Here is a 19,467-nt window from a genome sequence, read left to right on the forward strand (position 1 = left end):
TGCCCGGCGCGGCGGGCACGGAACCGTCCGCGGGGGCGATGTGAGGTTGAGGACGCGACCGACCACCGGATCGCTGCATTCCGTCCGTACTGGCGTTTTGTCGGACCGTACGGTTGTTTCAGTGGCAGAGCCGGGCCTCGTGCTCGGCGTGCCCGCCCGGCTCCAGCTGGAAGGTGCAGTGCTCCACGTCGAAGTGGTGGCCCAGGCACCCCTGGAGCTCGTGCAGCATCTTCTCGTGGCCGATCGCGTTCAGGACGTCGGAGCGCACCACCACGTGCGCCGACAGCACCGGCATGCCGGACGTGATCGTCCAGGCGTGCAGGTCGTGGACGTCCTCGACACCGTCCAGGGCGAGTATGTGGGCCCGCACCTGAGCGATGTCGACGTCCTTGGGGGCGGACTCCAGGAGCACGTCGAGGGTCTCGCGCAGCAGTTTGAAGGTGCGCGGCACGATCATCAGGCCGATGACCAGCGAGGCGATCGGGTCGGCGGTCTGCCAGCCGGTGGCCACGATCACCGCCGCCGAGATCAGCACCGCGAGCGAGCCCAGCGCGTCCGCGGCCACCTCCAGGAAGGCGCCGCGCACGTTCAGGCTCTCCTTCTGGCCCCGCATCAGCAGCGTCAGGGAGACCATGTTGGCGACCAGGCCGATCGCACCGAACACGATCATCAGGCCGCCCTCGGTGTCCGCGGGCGTGAGGAACCGCTGGATCGCCTCGTACAGCACATAGCCGCCGACGCCGAGCAGAAGCAGGCAGTTGGCGAGGGCGGCGAGGATCTCCGCGCGGGCGTAGCCGAAGGTGCGCCTGTCGCTCGGCGGGCGGCCGGCGAAGTGGATGGCGAGCAGGGCCATGCCCAGGCCCAGCGCGTCCGTCGCCATGTGCGCCGCGTCCGCGATCAGGGCGAGCGAGTCGGCGACCACACCGCCGATGATCTCGACCACCATGACGCCGAGCGTGATCGACAGCGCCACGCGCAGTCGCCCGCGGTACGTCGCCGCGGCCGTACCGGTCGTGGGCGCATGCGCGTGCGTGTGCCCGTGATCGTGCCCAGCCCCCATGGAAAAGCCGCCCTTCTGCGGTCCGTAGACGATCGGAATGTCGGTCCGGGAGCACAGTGAACTACGGGTGGGGGGTATCGGGCAACGCGGCAGTGAACACCGTTGTCATGTGCCCTGACCTGCAGAAACGATCCGCAGGTCAGAGCTCTGCGCATGATCAGCCGCCGTGGTGCAGCTGCCACCCCTGCCATGCCGACTCGACCATCTCGGGTACCCCGCGCCGAGCCGTCCAGCCGAGCTCCTCCGCGGCCAGCGCGGCCGAGGCGACCGCGCGCGGGGCGTCCCCGGGGCGCCGGGCCTCGACGACGGGGGGACGCCGGTCGCCGGTGACCTCGCCGATGACCGTGATCAGCTCGCGGACGGAGACGCCCTCGCCACGACCGATATTGACTGTCAGATCACCGCTCGCGTCCGCCGCGGTCAGCCGCCGCGCCGCCGCCAGGTGCGCTTCGGCGAGGTCCGCGACATGGATGTAGTCGCGGATACAGGTGCCGTCCGGCGTCGGATAGTCGTCACCGAAGATCCGCGGGGCCTCGTCGCGGGTGAGCCGGTCGAAGACCATGGGGACGATGTTGAAGACGCCCGTGTCGGCCAGCTCGGGCGCGGCCGCCCCGGCGACGTTGAAATAGCGCAGACAGACGGTGGAGATTCCGTGTGCCTGTCCCGCCGACCGCACCAGCCACTCCCCGGCGAGCTTGGTCTCGCCGTAGGGGTTCACCGGCGCGCACGCCGTGTCCTCGGTGATGAGGTCCACATCCGGGTTGCCGTAGACGGCGGCGGACGACGAGAACACCAGCCGCTTGACACCGGCCTCCGCGACGGCCTCCAGGAGCGTCGCGAGACCGCCCACGTTCTCCCGGTAGTAGCGCGTCGGCTGCGCCACGGACTCGCCGACCTGCTTGCGCGCGGCGAGGTGCACCACACCCGTCACCGCGTGCTCGGCCAGCACCCGCTTCAGCAGGTCACCGTCCAGCGACGAGCCCTCGACGAGCGGGACGTCCGCCGGGAGCCGGGCGGGCACGCCGGCCGAGAGGTCGTCCAGTACGAGGACCCGCTCCCCGGCGTCGGTCATGGCCCGCGCCACATGTGCCCCGATGTAGCCGGCTCCGCCTGTGATCAGCCATGTCATGGTCGCCCACCCTATGCCGAGGGCCCGCGGGTGCACGCAATGTCCCCGATGCCCGGCTCTGGGAGTGCGGGTTTGTGGGCAGGACCTCAGATCCCCGATGATGATCGCGGCAAAGCTCTGGGCAAACCACGTTGATCGCTCCGCCAAACGGGTGGTGAACGCTGGCCTTCAACCATCCGATAGCCTCTGCCGACATGCTGCCCGCGCCCCAGGCAACGGGCGCCCCCACACATGCACATGACCGGCGCGGACACGCCGGCACCCAGGGAGTGAGTTCGGTTTGTCGACCGCCATCCTCACCGGTCAGCCGGTCCCCGGATCGTCGATCGAGGGCGATCTGCGGTCCCTCGGCTACGACGTGCGGGTCGCCGCAGACCCGGCCGACGCCGAGACGCTCCTCGCCCAGGTGCCCGGCGACCAGCGGGTCGCCCTGGTCGACGCCCGCTTCGTCGGCCACCTGCACGCGCTGCGCCTCGGCCTCACCGACCCCCGCTTCCCGCTCGCCGCGATCCCGGGTGCCGTGACCGCCCAGCCGGCCGGCCGCCAGGCCCTGACCCGCGCGATGGCCAGGGAGCACTCGGCGGGTGCCGGCACGACGCTGGTGGACAGCCTCGCCGACCGCATCGTCACCGCGCTCGACGCCGACGGCACCGACGTCCACCGTCCCGAGCTCGGCAGCCTGGTCGCCGCCGTCCCGGCCGACCCGCAGGCCCGCAACGAGGCACGGCAGGCCGTCGCCGCCGTCGACGACGAGGCCGTACGCCTGAAGTCGGCCGTGAAGTCCCGGGACGGCTTCTTCACGACCTTCTTCATCAGCCCCTACTCGCGCTACATCGCCCGCTGGTGCGCCCGCCGGGGCCTGACCCCGAACCAGGTCACCACCGCGTCCCTGCTCACCGCGCTCATCGCCGCGGGCTGCGCGGCCACCGGCACCCGCAGCGGCTTCGTCGCGGCCGGCGTCCTGCTGATCGCGTCCTTCGTCCTGGACTGCACCGACGGACAGCTCGCCCGCTACTCCCTGCAGTACTCCACGCTCGGCGCCTGGCTGGACGCCACCTTCGACCGGGCCAAGGAGTACGCCTACTACGCCGGCCTCGCGCTGGGAGCCGCGCGGGGCGGCGACGACGTGTGGGCCCTCGCCCTGGGCGCGATGATCCTGCAGACCTGTCGGCACGTCGTCGACTTCTCCTTCAACGAGGCCAACCACGACGCCACCGCCAACACCAGCCCCACCGCCGCCCTCTCCGACAAGCTCGACAGCGTCGGCTGGACGGTGTGGGTGCGGCGCATGATCGTCCTGCCGATCGGTGAGCGCTGGGCGATGATCGCGGTGCTGACGGCGGTCACCACTCCTCGCATCACCTTCTACGCGCTGCTCATCGGGTGCGCCTTCGCGGCGACGTACACCACGGCGGGCCGGGTACTGCGGTCGGTGACCCGCAAGGCGCAGCGGACCGACCGGGCGGCAAAGGCATTGGCGGACCTGACGGACACCGGTCCGTTCGCCGAGGGGCTGAGCCGTGTCGCATGGCCCCTGGGCGCCCCGGTGGTCCCGGCGCTGGTGGGCACCGCCGCGATCCTCGCCACCGCCGGCATCGCCCCGTATGGCAACCGGCTCCCCGCACTGGTCGCCGTCTTCTACGTGGCTCTCTCCGCCCTCGCCGTCGCCCGCCCCCTCAAGGGCCCCCTCGACTGGCTGGTCCCGCCCCTCTTCCGGGCCGCCGAATACAGCACCGTTCTGATCCTCGCAGCCAAAGCGGAGGTGAACGGAGCCCTTCCTGCGGCTTTCGGCCTGGTGGCGGCCGTCGCCTACCATCACTACGACACGGTGTACCGCATCCGCGGCAACGCCGGAGCGCCCCCGGCCTGGCTGGTGCGCGCCATCGGGGGCACGAAGGACGGACGCTGCTCGTCACCGTCCTCGCCGCGGTGCTCTCCGCCTCGCAGTTCACGGTCGCGCTCACGGCCCTCGCCGTGGCCGTGGCCCTGGTGGTGCTCGTCGAGAGCATCCGCTTCTGGGTGTCCGCAGGGGCGCCCGCCGTACACGATGAAGGAGAACCCGCATGATCGGCCTCGTGCTGGCGGCCGGCGCCGGACGGCGTCTGCGCCCCTACACCGACAGCCTTCCCAAGGCTCTGGTGCCGGTGGGGCCCGCGGGCATAGAGGGCGAACCAACGGTTCTCGACCTCACCCTCGGCAACTTCGCCGAGATCGGTCTGACCGAGGTCGCGGTCATCGTCGGCTACCGCAAGGAAGCCGTGTACGCGCGCAAGGAAGCCCTGGAGCAGAAGTACGGGCTGAAGCTCACTCTCATCGACAACGACAAGGCCGAGGAGTGGAACAACGCCTACTCCCTGTGGTGCGGCCGTGACGCCCTCAAGGACGGTGTGATCCTCGCCAACGGCGACACCGTGCACCCGGTCTCCGTCGAGAAGACGCTGCTCGCCGCCCGCGGCGACGGCAAGAAGATCATCCTCGCCCTGGACACGGTCAAGCACCTGGCCGACGAGGAGATGAAGGTCGTCGTCGACCCCGAGAAGGGCATGACGAAGATCACCAAGCTGATGGACCCCGCCGAGGCCACCGGCGAGTACATCGGCGTCACCCTCATCGAGGGCGACGCCGCCCCCGAGCTGGCCGACGCCCTGAAGACCGTCTGGGAGACCGACCCGCAGCAGTTCTACGAGCACGGCTACCAGGAGCTCGTGAACCGCGGCTTCCGTATCGACGTGGCGCCGATCGGCGACGTCAAGTGGGTGGAGATCGACAATCACGACGATCTCGCCCGCGGACGGGAGATCGCGTGCCAGTACTGACCCGGCTGATTCCCTCGCCGCTCGTCGTGGACATCCGCCCGGGTGCCCTCGACGACCTGGCCTGTGTGCTCGCCGACGAGCGCATCTCGCATTCCGGCAAGCTGGCCATCGCGGTCAGCGGCGGCTCGGGTGCGAGGCTGCGCGCACGGCTCGAACCGACGCTGCCCGGGGCGACCTGGTACGAGGTCGGCGGCGGCACCATCGACGACGCGGTCCGGCTGGCGAGCGACATAAAGGCCGGCCACTACGACGCGGTCGTCGGGCTCGGCGGCGGCAAGATCATCGACTGTGCCAAGTTCGCGGCGGCACGCGTCGGCCTTCCGCTGGTCGCCGTCGCCACCAACCTCGCGCACGACGGGCTCTGCTCGCCGGTCGCCACCCTCGACAACGACGCCGGCCGCGGCTCGTACGGTGTGCCGAACCCGATCGCGGTCGTCATCGACCTCAACGTGATCCGCGAGGCCCCCGTCCGCTTCGTGCGCTCCGGCATCGGCGACGTCATCTCCAACATCTCGGCCGTCGCGGACTGGGAGCTGTCCAACCGCGTCAACGGCGAGAAGATCGACGGTCTCGCCGCCGCCATGGCCCGCCAGGCGGGCGAGGCGGTGCTCAGGCACCCGGGCGGCGTCGGTGACGACGGCTTCCTGCAGGTCCTGGCCGAGGCGCTGGTGCTCACCGGTATCGCCATGTCGGTGTCGGGCGACTCCCGCCCGTCCTCCGGCGCGTGCCACGAGATCAACCACGCCTTCGACCTGCTGTACCCGAAGCGTGCCGCCGCGCACGGCGAGCAGTGCGGACTGGGCGCGGCCTTCGCGATGTACCTGCGCGGAGCCCACGAGGAGTCGGCCTACATGGCCGAGGTGCTGCGTCGGCACGGGCTGCCGGTGCTGCCGGAGGAGATCGGCTTCACGGACGACGAGTTCGTCCGCGTCGTGGAGTTCGCTCCCCAGACCCGGCCCGGCCGCTACACGATCCTCGAACACCTCGACCTGACAACCGACCAGATCAAGGACATCTACGCCGACTATGTCAAGGCCATCGGTAGCTGAACTCCGCCCCGTCGTTCACCCCGCGGGGGTGAAGGACAGGCGCAGCGGTGAGCACTGGATGGGACGCCTCTACATGCGCGAGGTGTCCCTGCGGGTCGACCGCTACCTGGTGAACACCAGGGTCACGCCCAACCAGCTCACATACCTGATGACCGTATGCGGCGTCCTCGCGGCCCCGGCACTCCTGGTGCCGGGGATCCCGGGGGCGGTGCTCGGCGTGGTCATGGTCCAGCTCTACCTGCTGCTGGACTGCGTCGACGGCGAGATCGCCCGCTGGAAGAAGCAGTACTCGCTGAACGGCGTCTATCTGGACCGCGTCGGCGCCTACCTCACCGACGCCGCGGTGCTCGTCGGCTTCGGCCTGCGCGCCGCCGACCTGTGGGGCAGCGGCCGTATCGACTGGCTGTGGGCCTTCCTCGGCACCCTCGCCGCGCTCGGCGCGATCCTGATCAAGGCCGAGACCGACCTCGTCGGCGTCGCCCGCCACCAGGCCGGGAAGCCCCCGGTCAAGGAGGCCGCGTCCGAGATGCGCTCCTCCGGCATGGCGCTGGCCCGCAAGGCCGCCGCCGCGCTCAAGTTCCACCGTCTGGTCCTCGGCATCGAGGCGTCCCTGCTGATCCTGGCCCTGGCGGTCGCCGACCAGGTCCGCGGCGACCTCTTCTTCTCCCGGCTCGGCGTCGCGGTGCTGGCCGGCATCGCGCTGCTGCAGACGCTGCTGCACCTGGTGTCCATCCTCGCCTCGAGCAGGCTGAAGTGAGCGGCATGGACTCGTCACCGGCATCCTCGTCGAAGGTCGGCGCGGTCATCATCACCATGGGCAACCGCCCCGACGAGCTGCGTGCCCTCCTCGACTCGGTCGCCAAGCAGGACGGCGACCCGGTCCAGGTCGTCGTGGTCGGCAACGGCTCCCCGGTCCCGGACGTCCCCGAAGGCGTCCGCACCATCGAGCTGCCCGAGAACCTCGGCATCCCCGGCGGCCGCAACGTCGGCATCGAGGCCTTCGGCCCCAGCGGTCGAGATGTCGACATATTGCTCTTCCTCGACGACGACGGCCTCCTCGCCCACCACGACACCGCCGAGCTGTGCCGGCAGGCCTTCGAGGCCGACCCGAAGCTCGGCATCATCAGCTTCCGCATCGCCGACCCGGACACCGGCGTCACCCAGCGCCGCCACGTCCCCGGCTGCGCGCCTCCGACCCGATGCGTTCCTCCCGGGTCACCACCTTCCTGGGCGGCGCGAACGCCGTCCGCACCCAGGTCCTCGCCGAAGTCGGCGGGCTGCCGGACGAATTCTTCTACGCCCACGAGGAAACCGACCTGGCATGGCGGGCCCTCGACGCGGGCTGGATGATCGATTACCGGTCCGACATGGTGCTGTACCACCCGACGACCGCGCCCTCGCGGCACGCGGTCTACCACCGCATGGTCGCCCGCAACCGCGTCTGGCTCGCCCGCCGCAACCTCCCCGCCCCCCTCGTCCCGGTCTATCTGGGCGTGTGGCTGCTGCTCACCCTCGTCCGGCGCCCCTCCCGCCCCGCCCTGAGGGCATGGTTCGGCGGATTCCGGGAAGGCTGGACGACTCCGTGCGGTCCCCGCAGGCCCATGAAGTGGCGTACGGTGTGGCGGCTGACTCGACTGGGCCGACCTCCCGTCATCTGACAGGCTCGACCCTGAGAGCAACCGGGCCGCAACCCGGCCCAAGGTCATGCCAGGCCCGCACAGGCTGCGCATCTCGAAGACGAAAGTTTCAACTGGTGAGTGAGACAACGCACGACGGCGGAGTCGCGGTGAGCGCGCCGCCCCCGTCGCCCGACGAGGGCCTCACGGCGGCCCAGCTGGCCGCCAAGTACGGGCTGTCCGTGAGCGGTGCCCGCCCCTCGCTGTTCGAGTACGTCCGCCAGCTCTGGGACCGGCGGCACTTCATCCTCGCGTTCTCGCGGGCGAAGCTGACCGCCCAGTACAGCCAGGCGAAACTCGGCCAGCTCTGGCAGGTGGCCACCCCGCTGCTGAACGCGGCCGTTTACTTCTTCATCTTCGGCCTGATCCTGAATGCCAACCGGGGCATGTCCCGCGAGGTGTACATCCCGTTCCTGGTCACGGGCGTGTTCGTGTTCACCTTCACCCAGAGCTCGGTGATGGCGGGCGTACGCGCGATCTCCGGCAACCTCGGCCTGGTCAGAGCGCTGCACTTCCCGCGCGCCTCGCTGCCGATCTCCTTCGCGCTGCAGCAGCTCCAGCAGCTGCTGTTCTCGATGATCGTGCTGTTCGTCGTGGCGGTCGGCTTCGGCAGCTACCCGCGCATGTCCTGGCTGCTGATCGTGCCGGTGCTGGTGCTGCAGTTCCTCTTCAACACCGGCCTTGCGCTGATCATGGCCCGTGCGGGCGCCAAGACCCCGGACCTGGCCCAGCTGATGCCCTTCGTGATGCGTACGTGGATGTACGCGTCCGGCGTGATGTTCTCCATCCCGATCATGCTCGCGGACAAGCCGGACTGGATCGCCACCGTCCTGCAGTGGAACCCGGCCGCCATCTACATGGACCTGATGCGCTTCGCCCTCATCGACGGCTACGGCTCCTCCAACCTCCCCGACCACGTCTGGGCGGTCGCGCTCGGCTGGGCCCTGCTGCTCGCCGTGGGCGGTTTCGTGTACTTCTGGAAGGCGGAGGAGAGGTACGGCCGTGGCTGAGCAGAAGACGGATGCCCGCATCCCCACCGTCATCGCCGACGAGCTGCACATCGTCTACCGCGTCAACGGCGCCAAGACCGGCAAGGGCAGTGCCACCGCCGCCCTCAGCCGCATCCTCAAGCGCGGCGAGGAGCGGGGTGTACGCAAGGTGCACGCCGTGCGCGGCGTCTCCTTCGTCGCCTACCGCGGCGAGGCCATCGGCCTGATCGGCTCCAACGGATCCGGCAAGTCGACCCTGCTGCGCGCCATCGCCGGCCTGCTCCCGGCCGAGAAGGGCAAGGTCTACACCGACGGCCAGCCCTCGCTGCTCGGTGTGAACGCGGCCCTGATGAACGACCTGACCGGTGAGCGCAACGTCATATTGGGCGGCCTCGCCATGGGCATGTCCCGCGAGGAGATCAAGGAGCGCTACCAGCAGATCGTCGACTTCTCCGGCATCAACGAGAAGGGCGACTTCATCACCCTGCCCATGCGCACCTACTCCTCGGGCATGGCGGCCCGGCTGCGCTTCTCCATCGCGGCCGCCAAGGACCACGACGTCCTCATGATCGACGAGGCGCTGGCCACCGGCGACCGCAAGTTCCAGAAGCGCTCCGAGGAACGCATCCGCGAGCTGCGCAAGGAAGCCGGCACCGTGTTTCTCGTCAGCCACAACAACAAGTCGATCCGCGACACCTGCAACCGCGTCCTGTGGCTGGAACGCGGCGAGCTGCGCATGGACGGACCGACGGACGAGGTCCTCAAGGAGTACGAGAAGTTCACGGGCAAGTAGTCCACCCGGACATGGGCCGAGCGGCCCAACAGGCTTCCCAAGGCCCCGCCGGAACTGCCCCGGCGGGGCCCGCGTCTGCAAAGGAAACGTCAACTCCGGCTGGCTTCAGGAATCTTGACACCAATCGGTGTGTTGTTGTGATGTGCAGGACACCCCCACGGGCCCTACCCCGTTGTACAACGTAAGCTGTACCGGTGCCGAAACGCGGCAAGTGGGGCGATAAGGCGCGACACCCCTCTCTCCGGGCTGCGGCGCGGACGGCCGGGCGGCGTGTCCGAAATAGTATGCATTGGGTCAGCGGTGTAGAACGGGAGATGTGACGGCAATGGCTACGGAAACTCCCCAGCTCAACGCAGCAGCCTGTGCCGTCCGCGCCCCGGGCAGTCCACGGTGACGGGACCCGGCGCGCGCGCAGCTGATCCGGAGCGCGGGACGCTCGACAAGGCCGCCGCGGAGAACTTCCCCGTGGCGCCGTTCTTCCTGCCCAGGGCCTGGCGCGCCGACCTCATGGCCGTCTACGGCTTCGCCCGCCTCGTCGACGACATCGGCGACGGCGATCTCGCTCCCGGCGGCGCCGACGCCCGTCTGCTCGGCGTGTCGGCCGAGGATGCCGGGGACCGCCTGGTCCTCCTCGACGCCTTCGAGGCCGACCTCCGCCGGGTCTTCGACGGCACCCCGCGTCACCCCCTGCTGCGCCGCCTCCAGCCGACCGTCCGCCGTCGCTCGCTGACCCCCGAGCCCTTCCTCGGCCTGATCGCCGCCAACCGCCAGGACCAGCTCGTGGGCCGGTACGAGACCTACGACGATCTCCTTGCCTACTGCGAACTGTCCGCCAATCCCGTCGGCCGTCTCGTCCTCGCCGTCACCGGCACCGAGACGCCCGAGCGGATCCGCCGCTCCGACGCGGTGTGCACGGCGCTGCAGATCGTCGAGCACCTCCAGGACGTCGCCGAGGACCTCGCCCGTGACCGGATTTATCTGCCCGCCGCGGACATGAAGCGCTTTCACGTGGACGAAACCGATCTCGCGGCGAAAACGGCAGGCGCATCGGTGCGCGCCCTGGTTGCATACGAAGCCGAACGTGCCCAGCACCTCCTGAATGAAGGCACCCCCCTGGTGGGTAGCGTCCACGGCAGGCTCAAGCTGCTGCTCGCGGGTTTCGTGGCGGGGGGAAGGGCGGCGATCCGTGCGATCGCCGCCGCCGAATACGACGTACTTCCCGGCCCGCCCAAGGCCAGCAAGCTCCAGTTGCTGCGCGAGGTGGGCGTGACTCTGCGAGGAGAGGGGTGATCCGGACCGTGGAGTCTGCACCACACGCGTCCGCACCGGTACTCGCCGCCTACAGCTACTGCGAGGCCGTCACCGGACAGCAGGCCCGTAACTTCGCCTACGGCATCCGACTGCTGCCCACGCCCAAGCGCCGCGCGATGTCGGCGCTGTACGCGTTCTCGCGCCGCGTCGACGACATCGGCGACGGCGCGCTGACCGACGAGGTCAAGGTCGCCAGACTCGAGGACACCCGGGAGCTGCTGACCCGGATCCGCGACGGGGCGGTCGACGAGGACGACATCGATCCCGTGGCCGTCGCCCTCGCCCACGCCGCCGACACCTTCCCGATCCCGCTCGGCGGCCTGGACGAGCTCATCGACGGCGTCCTGATGGACGTGCGCGGCGAGACCTACGAGACCTGGGACGACCTGAAGGTCTACTGCCGTTGCGTGGCGGGCGCCATCGGGCGGCTCTCGCTCGGTGTGTTCGGCACGGAACCGGGGGCGCGCGGCGCCGAGCGCGCGCCCGAGTACGCCGACACGCTCGGGCTCGCGCTGCAACTCACCAACATCCTGCGGGATGTTCGCGAGGACGCCGTCGGCGGGCGCACCTATCTGCCCTCCGACGACCTCGCCAAGTTCGGCTGCTCGGTCGGCTTCAGCGGGCCGACACCACCGGAGGGCTCCGACTTCGCGGGCCTCGTGCACTTCGAAGTGCGTCGGGCCCGCGCTCTTTTCGCCGAGGGCTACCGGCTGCTGCCCATGCTCGACCGGCGCAGCGGCGCCTGTGTCGCCGCCATGGCGGGCATCTACCGCCGTCTCCTCGACCGCATCGAGCGCGACCCGGAGGCCGTGCTGCGCGGCCGCGTCTCGCTGCCCGGGCGCGAGAAGGCATACGTCGCCGTGCGCGGCCTGAGCGGTCTGGACACCCGGCACATGACCCGTCGTACCGTCAGGAGGCGTGCCTGATGGACATTACGGTCCAAGGTGATGCCATCGGCGAAAAGTGGCGGGCAACCCTCCGGTGCCGGGCCGCGTCCCTGACTGAGACGACCGGCCGTGCAGCGTTCAAGCACCGGTGCGGCGGTCGCGCAGGGGAGGGTGCACGATGACCGACGCCATGCGGCGCGAAGAGGCGCTCGCGGACATCCCCGGAGGCTCCGGGCGGGACGCCGTCGTGGTCGGCGGTGGGCTCGCCGGCATCACCGCCGCGCTCGCGCTCGCCGACGCCGGAGTGCGCGTCACCCTGATCGAGGGCAGGCCGCGACTCGGTGGCCTGGCCTTCTCCTTCCAGCGCGGCGACCTCACCGTCGACAACGGCCAGCACGTGTACCTGCGCTGCTGCACCGCCTACCGCTGGTTCCTCGACCGGATCGAGGGGTCGGCGCTGGCGCCGCTGCAGGATCGTCTCCACGTGCCCGTACTCGACGTCGCGCGGCCCGAGGGGCGGCGGCTCGGCAGGCTGCGGCGCGACGCGCTGCCCGTACCCCTGCACCTGGGCCGGAGCCTGGCGACGTATCCGCATCTGTCACTCGCCGATCGCGCCAAGGTCGGACGTGCCGCGCTCGCGCTCAAGGGGCTCGACCTCGCCGATCCCGCCCTGGACGACCAGGACTTCGGCAGCTGGCTGGCCGCGCACGGTCAGTCGGCGCGTGCTGTCGAGGCCCTGTGGGACCTGGTCGGGGTCGCCACCCTCAACGCGGTCGCCGGCGACGCCTCGCTGGGGCTCGCCGCGATGGTGTTCAAGACCGGTCTGCTGTCCGACCCGGGCGCGGCCGACATCGGCTGGGCGCGCGTCCCGCTGGGCGAACTGCATGACCGGCTGGCCCGCAAGGCGCTCGACTCCGCGGGCGTCCGTATCGAGGTCCGTACACGCGTCACCTCCATCTCCCCTGACGAGAACGGACGTTGGAGCGTCCGGGTTCCCGGCGAGACGCTCCGGGCGGACGCGGTCGTGCTCGCCGTGGCCCAGCGTGAGGCGTACGACCTGCTGCCCGGGGGTGCCCTCGACGCGCCCGAGCAACTGCTGGAGATCGGCACGGCTCCGATCCTCAACGTCCATGTCGTGTACGACCGCAAGGTGCTCAGCCGGCCGTTCTTCGCCGCGCTCGGCACCCCCGTGCAGTGGGTGTTCGACCGGACCGACGCCTCCGGGTTGCGGCACGGGCAGTACCTCGCCCTGTCGCAGTCTGCCGCGCAGGACGAGATCGACGAGCCCGTCGCCGCACTGCGCGAGCGGTATCTGCCCGAGCTGGAGCGGCTGCTGCCCAGGGCGCGCGGCGCGGAAGTGAAGGACTTCTTCGTGACCCGGGAGCGCACAGCGACGTTCGCTCCCACTCCCGGTGTCGGGCGGCTGCGGCCCGGCGCCCGTACCAAGGCACCCGGCCTCTACCTGGCCGGAGCGTGGACCGCCACAGGGTGGCCCGCGACCATGGAGAGTGCGGTCCGCAGTGGCGTGAGTGCGGCCGGCGCCGCGCTGAGCGCCCTGGGCCGGCCCCGCCCCAGCCACCTCTTCGACGTCGAGGAGGCGGCATGATGCTGAACCAGCACACGGCGGCAGGCCCCCGCACCCCCGGTACCGCAACAAGAGGAGAGACTGTGCCCACTGTGCCCCCGGCCGAGAAGGCCGCTCGAGAGACCGCGGTGGACGTGACCGCGCTCCTGGAGCGCGGGAGGACCCTGGCCACACCGGTACTGCGGGCGGCGATCGACCGCCTGGCCCCTCCCATGGACACCGTTTCCGCCTACCACTTCGGCTGGATCGACGCCGACGGCAACCCCACGGCCGGCGACGGCGGCAAGGCCGTACGCCCCGCCCTCGCCGTGCTCTCCGCCGAGGTCACCGGCGCCGCGCCCGAGGTCGGCATCCCCGGCGCCGTCGCCGTCGAACTGGTCCACAACTTCTCCCTGCTGCACGACGACCTGATGGACGGCGACGAACAGCGCCGCCACCGCGACACGGTCTGGAAGGTGCACGGCCCCGCCCAGGCCATCCTCGTCGGCGACGCCCTGTTCGCCCTGGCCAACGAGGTGCTGCTGGAACTCGGCACCGTCGAGGCCGGCCGCGCCACCCGCCGCCTGACCACCGCCACCCGCGCCCTGATCGACGGTCAGGCGCAGGACATCTCCTACGAGCACCGCGACCGCGTCAGCGTCGAGGAGTGCCTGGAGATGGAGGGCAACAAGACCGGCGCCCTGCTCGCCTGCGCCAGCTCCATCGGCGCCGTGCTCGGCGGCGCGGACGACCGCACCGCCGACACCCTGGAGAAGTACGGCTACCACCTCGGCCTCGCCTTCCAGGCCGTCGACGACCTCCTCGGCATCTGGGGCGACCCGGTCTCCACCGGCAAGCAGACCTGGAGCGACCTGCGCCAGCGCAAGAAGTCCCTGCCGGTCGTGGCCGCCCTCGCGGCAGGCGGGTCCGCCTCCGAGCGGCTCGGCGAGATCCTCGCCGCCGACGCCAAGAGCAGCGACTTCGAGACCTTCTCCGAGGAGGAGTTCGCGGCCCGCGCCGCCCTCATCGAGGAGGCCGGCGGCCGCGAGTGGACCGCCGAAGAGGCACGCCGCCAGCACACCATCGCCGTCGAGGCCCTCGACGCCGTCGACATGCCCGACCGGGTGCGGGCACAGTTCACGGCGCTCGCCGACTTCGTCGTCGTACGAAAGAGATGATCACCGGGCGAAAAGAGATGATCAGTATCGGTCGAATAGCCCTCGCGTAGTCGCCGGCCGGTGCCGCTGGAAGAAGCGCACCGGCCGACGGCGGACCCACAGCAGACGCACTACCTGGAGCACTGCACGAAGGGGAAGCCATGACAGCGACGACCGACGGAAGCACCGGGGCACCGCCGCCCCGGGCAGCCGCGGCCAGCGACACCGAGACACAGACCCCCGGGGCGGCCGGGGTACAGGAAGCCGCCGTGCGCGCGGTCCGGCGTGCCACCGACTTCCTGCTGGCGAAGCAGGACGCCCAGGGCTGGTGGAAGGGCGACCTCGAGACGAACGTCACCATGGACGCCGAGGACCTGCTGCTCCGTCAGTTCCTGGGCATCCGTGACGACAAGACCACGCAGGCCGCCGCCCTCTTCATCCGCGGCGAGCAGCGCGAGGACGGCACCTGGGGCACCTTCTACGGCGGTCCCGGTGAACTCTCCACCACCGTCGAGGCGTACGTCGCGCTCCGCCTGGCCGGCGACGCGTCGGACGCCCCGCACATGGCGAAGGCCTCCGCCTGGATCCGCGAGCAGGGCGGCATCGCCGCCGCCCGGGTCTTCACCCGGATCTGGCTGGCCCTCTTCGGCTGGTGGAAGTGGGAGGACCTGCCCGAACTTCCGCCGGAGCTCATCTACTTCCCGAAGTGGTTCCCGCTCAACATCTATGACTTCGGCTGCTGGGCCCGGCAGACCATCGTCCCGCTGACCATCGTCTCCGCGAAGCGCCCGGTACGGCCCGCGCCCTTCCCGCTCGACGAACTGCACACCGACCCGGACAACCCCAATCCGCCCAAGCCCCTTGCGCCCGCGGCCAGTTGGGACGGCGCCTTCCAGCGGCTCGACAAGGCCCTGCACCGGCTGCGCAAGGTCGCCCCGCGCAGACTGCGCAAGGCCGCCATGAACAGCGCCGCCCGCTGGATCATCGAGCGGCAGGAGAACGACGGCTGCTGGGGCGGCATCCAGCCGCCGGCCGTCTACTCGATCATCGCGCTCCACCTGCTCGGCTACGACCTCCAACACCCTGTCATGCGCGAGGGACTGGCGTCGCTGGACCGCTTCGCCGTCTGGCGCGAGGACGGGGCCCGGATGATCGAGGCCTGCCAGTCCCCGGTGTGGGACACGTGCCTCGCGACCATCGCGCTGGTGGACGCGGGCGTGCCCGCCGACCATCCGCAGCTCGTCAAGGCCGCGGACTGGATGCTGGGCGAGGAGATCGTCCGGCCCGGCGACTGGGCCGTACGACGGCCGGGGCTGCCGCCGGGCGGCTGGGCGTTCGAGTTCCACAACGACAACTACCCCGACATCGACGACACCGCCGAGGTGGTCCTCGCGCTGCGCCGGATCAAGCACCACGACCCGGAGCGGGTGGAGAAGGCCATCGGGCGCGGGGTGCGCTGGAATCTCGGCATGCAGTCGAAGAACGGGGCGTGGGGCGCCTTCGACGTCGACAACACCAGCCCGTTCCCCAACCGGCTGCCGTTCTGCGACTTCGGCGAGGTCATCGACCCGCCGTCGGCGGACGTCACCGCGCACGTCGTCGAGATGCTCGCGGTCGAGGGGCTGGCCCATGACCCGCGCACCCGGCGCGGCATCCGGTGGCTGCTCGCCGAACAGGAGCCGGACGGCTCGTGGTTCGGGCGCTGGGGCGTCAACTACGTCTACGGCACCGGATCCGTCGTCCCCGCCCTGGTGGCCGTCGGCATCCCGGGCTCGCACCCGGCGATCCGCCGCGCGGTGGCCTGGCTGGAGTCCGTCCAGAACGACGACGGCGGCTGGGGCGAGGACCTGCGCTCCTACAAGTACGTCGAGGAGTGGAGCGGCAAGGGCGCCTCGACCGCCTCACAGACGGCATGGGCACTGATGGCGCTGCTGGCCGCGGGGGAGAAGGACTCCAAGGCCGTCGAACGCGGCATCGAGTGGCTCGCGGCCACCCAGTTGGCGGACGGCTCCTGGGACGAGCCGTATTTCACCGGGACGGGCTTCCCGTGGGACTTCTCGATCAACTACCACCTCTACCGGCAGGTGTTCCCGCTCACCGCACTGGGCCGGTACGTCCACGGAGAGCCCTTCTCCGACCGGCACAAGGGGAGCTGATGAGCACCCCGCCCGCCCCGGCCCCGCTGCTGATCGCCTGCGCGCTCGGCATCGAGCAGTTCGCCCTGCGCACGAGCGATCGGGGCGGGGCCGGCGGGCCGGTCACCGTGCTCCGTACGGGCATGGGGCCCCGGGCGGCCCAACGCTCCGTCACCCGTGTGCTGACCGATCCCGCCCTCAGTGCGGCCGCCGTGCTCGCCACGGGTTTCTGTGCGGGACTCGCCCCCGGTATGCACCCCGGTGATCTGGTCGTCGCCGAGGAGACCCGGGATCCGGGGGGAACCGTTCCGTGCGTCGGGACCGACCTCCTCGTCAAGGAGCTCGTGCGCACCGTCCCCGGCCGCACTGTCCACACCGGACCACTCACCGGCTCCGACCACGTCATCCGCGGTCAGGAGCGGTCCGACCTGCTCTCGACCGGCGCAATCGCGGTCGACATGGAGTCGGCGGCCACGCTCCTGAGCGCCGTACGCACGGGCGAGCGCCCGGTTGCGGCTGTCCGGGTGGTCGTGGACGCTCCAGAACATGAACTCGTCCGGATCGGCACGTTGCGCGGTGGAATATCGGCTTTCCGCGTACTTCGTTCCGTTCTGCCTGCTTTCTATGAATGGCACCGTTCTTTGCTGCTCCCCAGGAGGTGAGCCAGATGGCCATGCCGCTGCGTCAGTCCATCAAGGTCGCTACTTACTTGGCCGAACAGAAGCTTCGCAGGCGGGACAAGTTTCCGCTCATCGTCGAGTTGGAACCGCTGTACGCCTGCAATCTGAAGTGCGAGGGCTGCGGCAAGATCCAGCACCCGGCCGGAGTGCTGAAGCAGCGCATGCCCGTCGCGCAGGCCGTGGGAGCGGTGCTCGAGTCCGGTGCGCCGATGGTGTCCATCGCCGGCGGTGAGCCGCTGATGCACCCGCAGATCGACGAGATCGTGCGGCAGCTGGTGGCCAAGCGGAAATACGTCTTCCTGTGCACCAACGCCCTGCTGCTGCGCAAGAAGATGGACAAGTTCAAGCCCTCCCCCTACTTCGCCTTCGCCGTGCACATCGACGGTCTGCGCGAGCGCCACGACGAGTCGGTGGCGAAGGAAGGCGTGTTCGACGAGGCGGTGGAGGCCATCAAGGAGGCCAAGAAGCGCGGCTTCCGGGTCACCACCAACTCCACCTTCTTCAACACCGACACCCCGCAGACCATCATCGAGGTCCTCAACTACCTCAACGACGACCTGAAGGTCGACGAGATGATGATCTCGCCCGCCTACGCCTACGAGAAGGCCCCCGACCAGGAGCACTTCCTCGGTGTGGAGCAGACCCGCGAGCTGTTCAAGAAGGCCTTCGCGGGCGGCAACCGGCGCCGCTGGCGGCTCAACCACTCCCCGCTGTTCCTCGACTTCCTCGAGGGCAAGGTCGACTTCCCGTGCACCGCGTGGGCGATCCCCAACTACTCGCTCTTCGGCTGGCAGCGACCCTGCTACCTGATGGCCGACGGCTACGTGTCGACGTACCGCGAGCTGATCGAGGAGACCGACTGGGACAAGTACGGCCGCGGCAAGGACCCGCGCTGCGCCAACTGCATGGCGCACTGCGGCTACGAGCCCACCGCCGTCCTCGCCACCATGGGTTCGCTGAAGGAGTCGCTGCGCGCCATGCGCGAGACGGTCTCCGGGAACCGGGAGTGACGTCATGACCGCCATCCCCTTGGGCGTCCCCGAGGTACCGGTCCGGCCGATCGCCGAGCGGCGTGTGTCGCGGCAGATCCAGGTCGGTCCGGTGGCGGTCGGGGGCGGGGCCCCGGTGTCGGTGCAGTCGATGACGACGACGCGTACGTCGGACATCGGCGCCACCCTCCAGCAGATCGCCGAGCTCACGGCCTCCGGCTGCCAGATCGTCCGGGTCGCCTGCCCGACGCAGGACGACGCGGACGCGCTCGCGACGATCGCCCGCAAGTCGCAGATCCCGGTGATCGCGGACATCCACTTCCAGCCGAAGTACGTGTTCGCCGCGATCGAGGCGGGCTGTGCGGCCGTACGGGTCAATCCCGGCAACATCAAGCAGTTCGACGACAAGGTCAAGGAGATCGCGCGGGCCGCCAAGGACCACGGCACGCCGATCCGGATCGGCGTCAACGCGGGTTCGCTCGACAAGCGGCTGCTGCAGAAGTACGGCAAGGCGACGCCCGAGGCGCTCGTGGAGAGCGCCCTGTGGGAGGCGTCGCTCTTCGAGGAGCACGACTTCCGGGACATCAAGATCTCGGTGAAGCACAACGACCCCGTCGTGATGGTCAGCGCCTACCAGCTGCTCGCCGAGCAGTGCGACTATCCGCTGCACCTCGGGGTGACCGAGGCCGGTCCCGCTTTCCAGGGCACGATCAAGTCGGCGGTCGCCTTCGGGGCGCTGCTGTCGCGGGGCATCGGCGACACGATCCGGGTGTCCCTGAGCGCGCCGCCGGCCGAAGAGGTCAAGGTCGGCATCCAGATCCTGGAGTCGCTGGGGCTCAGGCAGCGACGCCTGGAGATCGTCTCTTGCCCGTCGTGCGGGCGTGCGCAGGTCGACGTCTACAAGCTGGCCGACGAGGTCACGGCCGGTCTGGAAGGCATGGAAGTGCCGTTGCGGGTAGCCGTCATGGGCTGTGTGGTCAACGGTCCCGGCGAGGCCCGCGAGGCCGATCTGGGGGTCGCCTCCGGCAACGGCAAGGGCCAGATCTTCGTCAAGGGCGAGGTCATCAAGACCGTGCCCGAGTCGAAGATCGTCGAGACCCTGATCGAGGAGGCGATGAAGATCGCCGAACAGATGGAGCAGGACGGGGCCGCATCGGGCGCCCCCACCGTCACGGGGAAACCGGCAGTGACTGTGAGTTGAAGCAAGGCACGGACCGAGAGGGGGCCCGAGC

At 70.2% G+C, this 19,467-nt stretch carries 16 protein-coding genes and 2 pseudogenes; 16 read left to right on the plus strand and 2 right to left on the minus strand.

Annotated features, from left to right (window positions below):
• Positions 1 to 118 precede the first annotated feature (118 nt).
• Both ACQEV2_RS36315 and galE read right to left on the minus strand, forming a co-directional pair.
• Positions 119 to 1,060, minus strand: a complete 942-nt coding sequence (locus tag ACQEV2_RS36315) for a cation diffusion facilitator family transporter (RefSeq protein WP_433051493.1) — start codon at positions 1,058 to 1,060, stop codon at positions 119 to 121.
• Positions 1,061 to 1,217: 157 nt separating this feature from the next.
• Positions 1,218 to 2,189: a UDP-glucose 4-epimerase GalE gene (gene galE / locus ACQEV2_RS36320; protein WP_433051496.1), complete on the minus strand. Its 972-nt coding sequence runs from the start codon at positions 2,187 to 2,189 to the stop codon at positions 1,218 to 1,220.
• A gap of 280 nt (positions 2,190 to 2,469) precedes the next feature.
• On the opposite strand from galE, the pseudogene ACQEV2_RS36325 reads away from it, so the two are divergent.
• The 16 genes and pseudogenes from ACQEV2_RS36325 (at position 2,470) to ispG (ending at position 19,436) form a co-directional block, all read left to right on the plus strand.
• Positions 2,470 to 4,256 (plus strand): annotated as a pseudogene (locus ACQEV2_RS36325) (DUF5941 domain-containing protein).
• Positions 4,253 to 5,005, plus strand: a complete 753-nt coding sequence (locus tag ACQEV2_RS36330; protein ID WP_433051499.1) for a sugar phosphate nucleotidyltransferase — start codon at positions 4,253 to 4,255, stop codon at positions 5,003 to 5,005. The pseudogene ACQEV2_RS36325 and the gene ACQEV2_RS36330 overlap by 4 nt, the downstream one beginning before the upstream one ends.
• The gene (locus ACQEV2_RS36335) at positions 4,993 to 6,054 is read left to right on the plus strand and encodes an iron-containing alcohol dehydrogenase family protein (RefSeq protein ID WP_433051502.1); all 1,062 of its coding nucleotides are present in this window, start codon (positions 4,993 to 4,995) and stop codon (positions 6,052 to 6,054) included. The genes ACQEV2_RS36330 and ACQEV2_RS36335 overlap by 13 nt, the downstream gene beginning before the upstream one ends.
• Positions 6,032 to 6,811: a CDP-alcohol phosphatidyltransferase family protein gene (locus tag ACQEV2_RS36340; protein WP_433051505.1), complete on the plus strand. Its 780-nt coding sequence runs from the start codon at positions 6,032 to 6,034 to the stop codon at positions 6,809 to 6,811. Before ACQEV2_RS36335 ends, ACQEV2_RS36340 begins: the two co-directional genes overlap by 23 nt.
• A gap of 5 nt (positions 6,812 to 6,816) precedes the next feature.
• Positions 6,817 to 7,712: pseudogene (locus ACQEV2_RS36345) on the plus strand (glycosyltransferase family 2 protein).
• Between the two features lie 95 nt (positions 7,713 to 7,807).
• A complete protein-coding gene (locus ACQEV2_RS36350; protein WP_433051508.1) occupies positions 7,808 to 8,740 on the plus strand; it encodes an ABC transporter permease in 933 nt (310 codons plus the stop codon).
• Entirely contained in the window at positions 8,733 to 9,512 is a 780-nt protein-coding gene (locus ACQEV2_RS36355) for an ABC transporter ATP-binding protein (RefSeq protein ID WP_433051511.1), read from the plus strand. The genes ACQEV2_RS36350 and ACQEV2_RS36355 overlap by 8 nt, the downstream gene beginning before the upstream one ends.
• Before the next feature lie 390 nt (positions 9,513 to 9,902).
• A complete protein-coding gene (gene hpnC, locus ACQEV2_RS36360; protein WP_433051514.1) occupies positions 9,903 to 10,802 on the plus strand; it encodes a squalene synthase HpnC in 900 nt (299 codons plus the stop codon).
• The gene (gene hpnD, locus ACQEV2_RS36365) at positions 10,799 to 11,749 is read left to right on the plus strand and encodes a presqualene diphosphate synthase HpnD (RefSeq protein WP_433051517.1); all 951 of its coding nucleotides are present in this window, start codon (positions 10,799 to 10,801) and stop codon (positions 11,747 to 11,749) included. Before hpnC ends, hpnD begins: the two co-directional genes overlap by 4 nt.
• On the plus strand, positions 11,749 to 11,892 hold the full coding sequence (locus tag ACQEV2_RS36370) for a DUF6380 family protein (protein ID WP_433051520.1): 144 nt from the start codon (positions 11,749 to 11,751) through the stop codon (positions 11,890 to 11,892). The genes hpnD and ACQEV2_RS36370 overlap by 1 nt, the downstream gene beginning before the upstream one ends.
• Complete coding sequence (gene hpnE / locus ACQEV2_RS36375; RefSeq protein WP_433051523.1) at positions 11,889 to 13,316, plus strand: hydroxysqualene dehydroxylase HpnE; 1,428 nt, start codon at positions 11,889 to 11,891, stop codon at positions 13,314 to 13,316. The genes ACQEV2_RS36370 and hpnE overlap by 4 nt, the downstream gene beginning before the upstream one ends.
• A complete protein-coding gene (locus ACQEV2_RS36380; protein WP_433055058.1) occupies positions 13,316 to 14,452 on the plus strand; it encodes a polyprenyl synthetase family protein in 1,137 nt (378 codons plus the stop codon). Before hpnE ends, ACQEV2_RS36380 begins: the two co-directional genes overlap by 1 nt.
• A 140-nt stretch (positions 14,453 to 14,592) precedes the next feature.
• The gene (shc, locus tag ACQEV2_RS36385) at positions 14,593 to 16,587 is read left to right on the plus strand and encodes a squalene--hopene cyclase (RefSeq protein WP_433051526.1); all 1,995 of its coding nucleotides are present in this window, start codon (positions 14,593 to 14,595) and stop codon (positions 16,585 to 16,587) included.
• Positions 16,587 to 17,228, plus strand: a complete 642-nt coding sequence (locus ACQEV2_RS36390; protein ID WP_433051529.1) for a 1-hydroxy-2-methyl-2-butenyl 4-diphosphate reductase — start codon at positions 16,587 to 16,589, stop codon at positions 17,226 to 17,228. Before shc ends, ACQEV2_RS36390 begins: the two co-directional genes overlap by 1 nt.
• Positions 17,229 to 17,233: 5 nt before the next feature.
• Positions 17,234 to 18,256: an adenosyl-hopene transferase HpnH gene (hpnH, locus tag ACQEV2_RS36395; protein WP_433051532.1), complete on the plus strand. Its 1,023-nt coding sequence runs from the start codon at positions 17,234 to 17,236 to the stop codon at positions 18,254 to 18,256.
• A 4-nt stretch (positions 18,257 to 18,260) separates the two neighbouring features.
• Entirely contained in the window at positions 18,261 to 19,436 is a 1,176-nt protein-coding gene (ispG, locus tag ACQEV2_RS36400) for a flavodoxin-dependent (E)-4-hydroxy-3-methylbut-2-enyl-diphosphate synthase (RefSeq protein WP_433051535.1), read from the plus strand.
• Positions 19,437 to 19,467: the final 31 nt, after the last annotated feature.

It is taken from the genome of Streptomyces sp. CA-251387 (assembly GCF_050936625.1).
GTDB lineage: Bacteria > Actinomycetota > Actinomycetes > Streptomycetales > Streptomycetaceae > Streptomyces.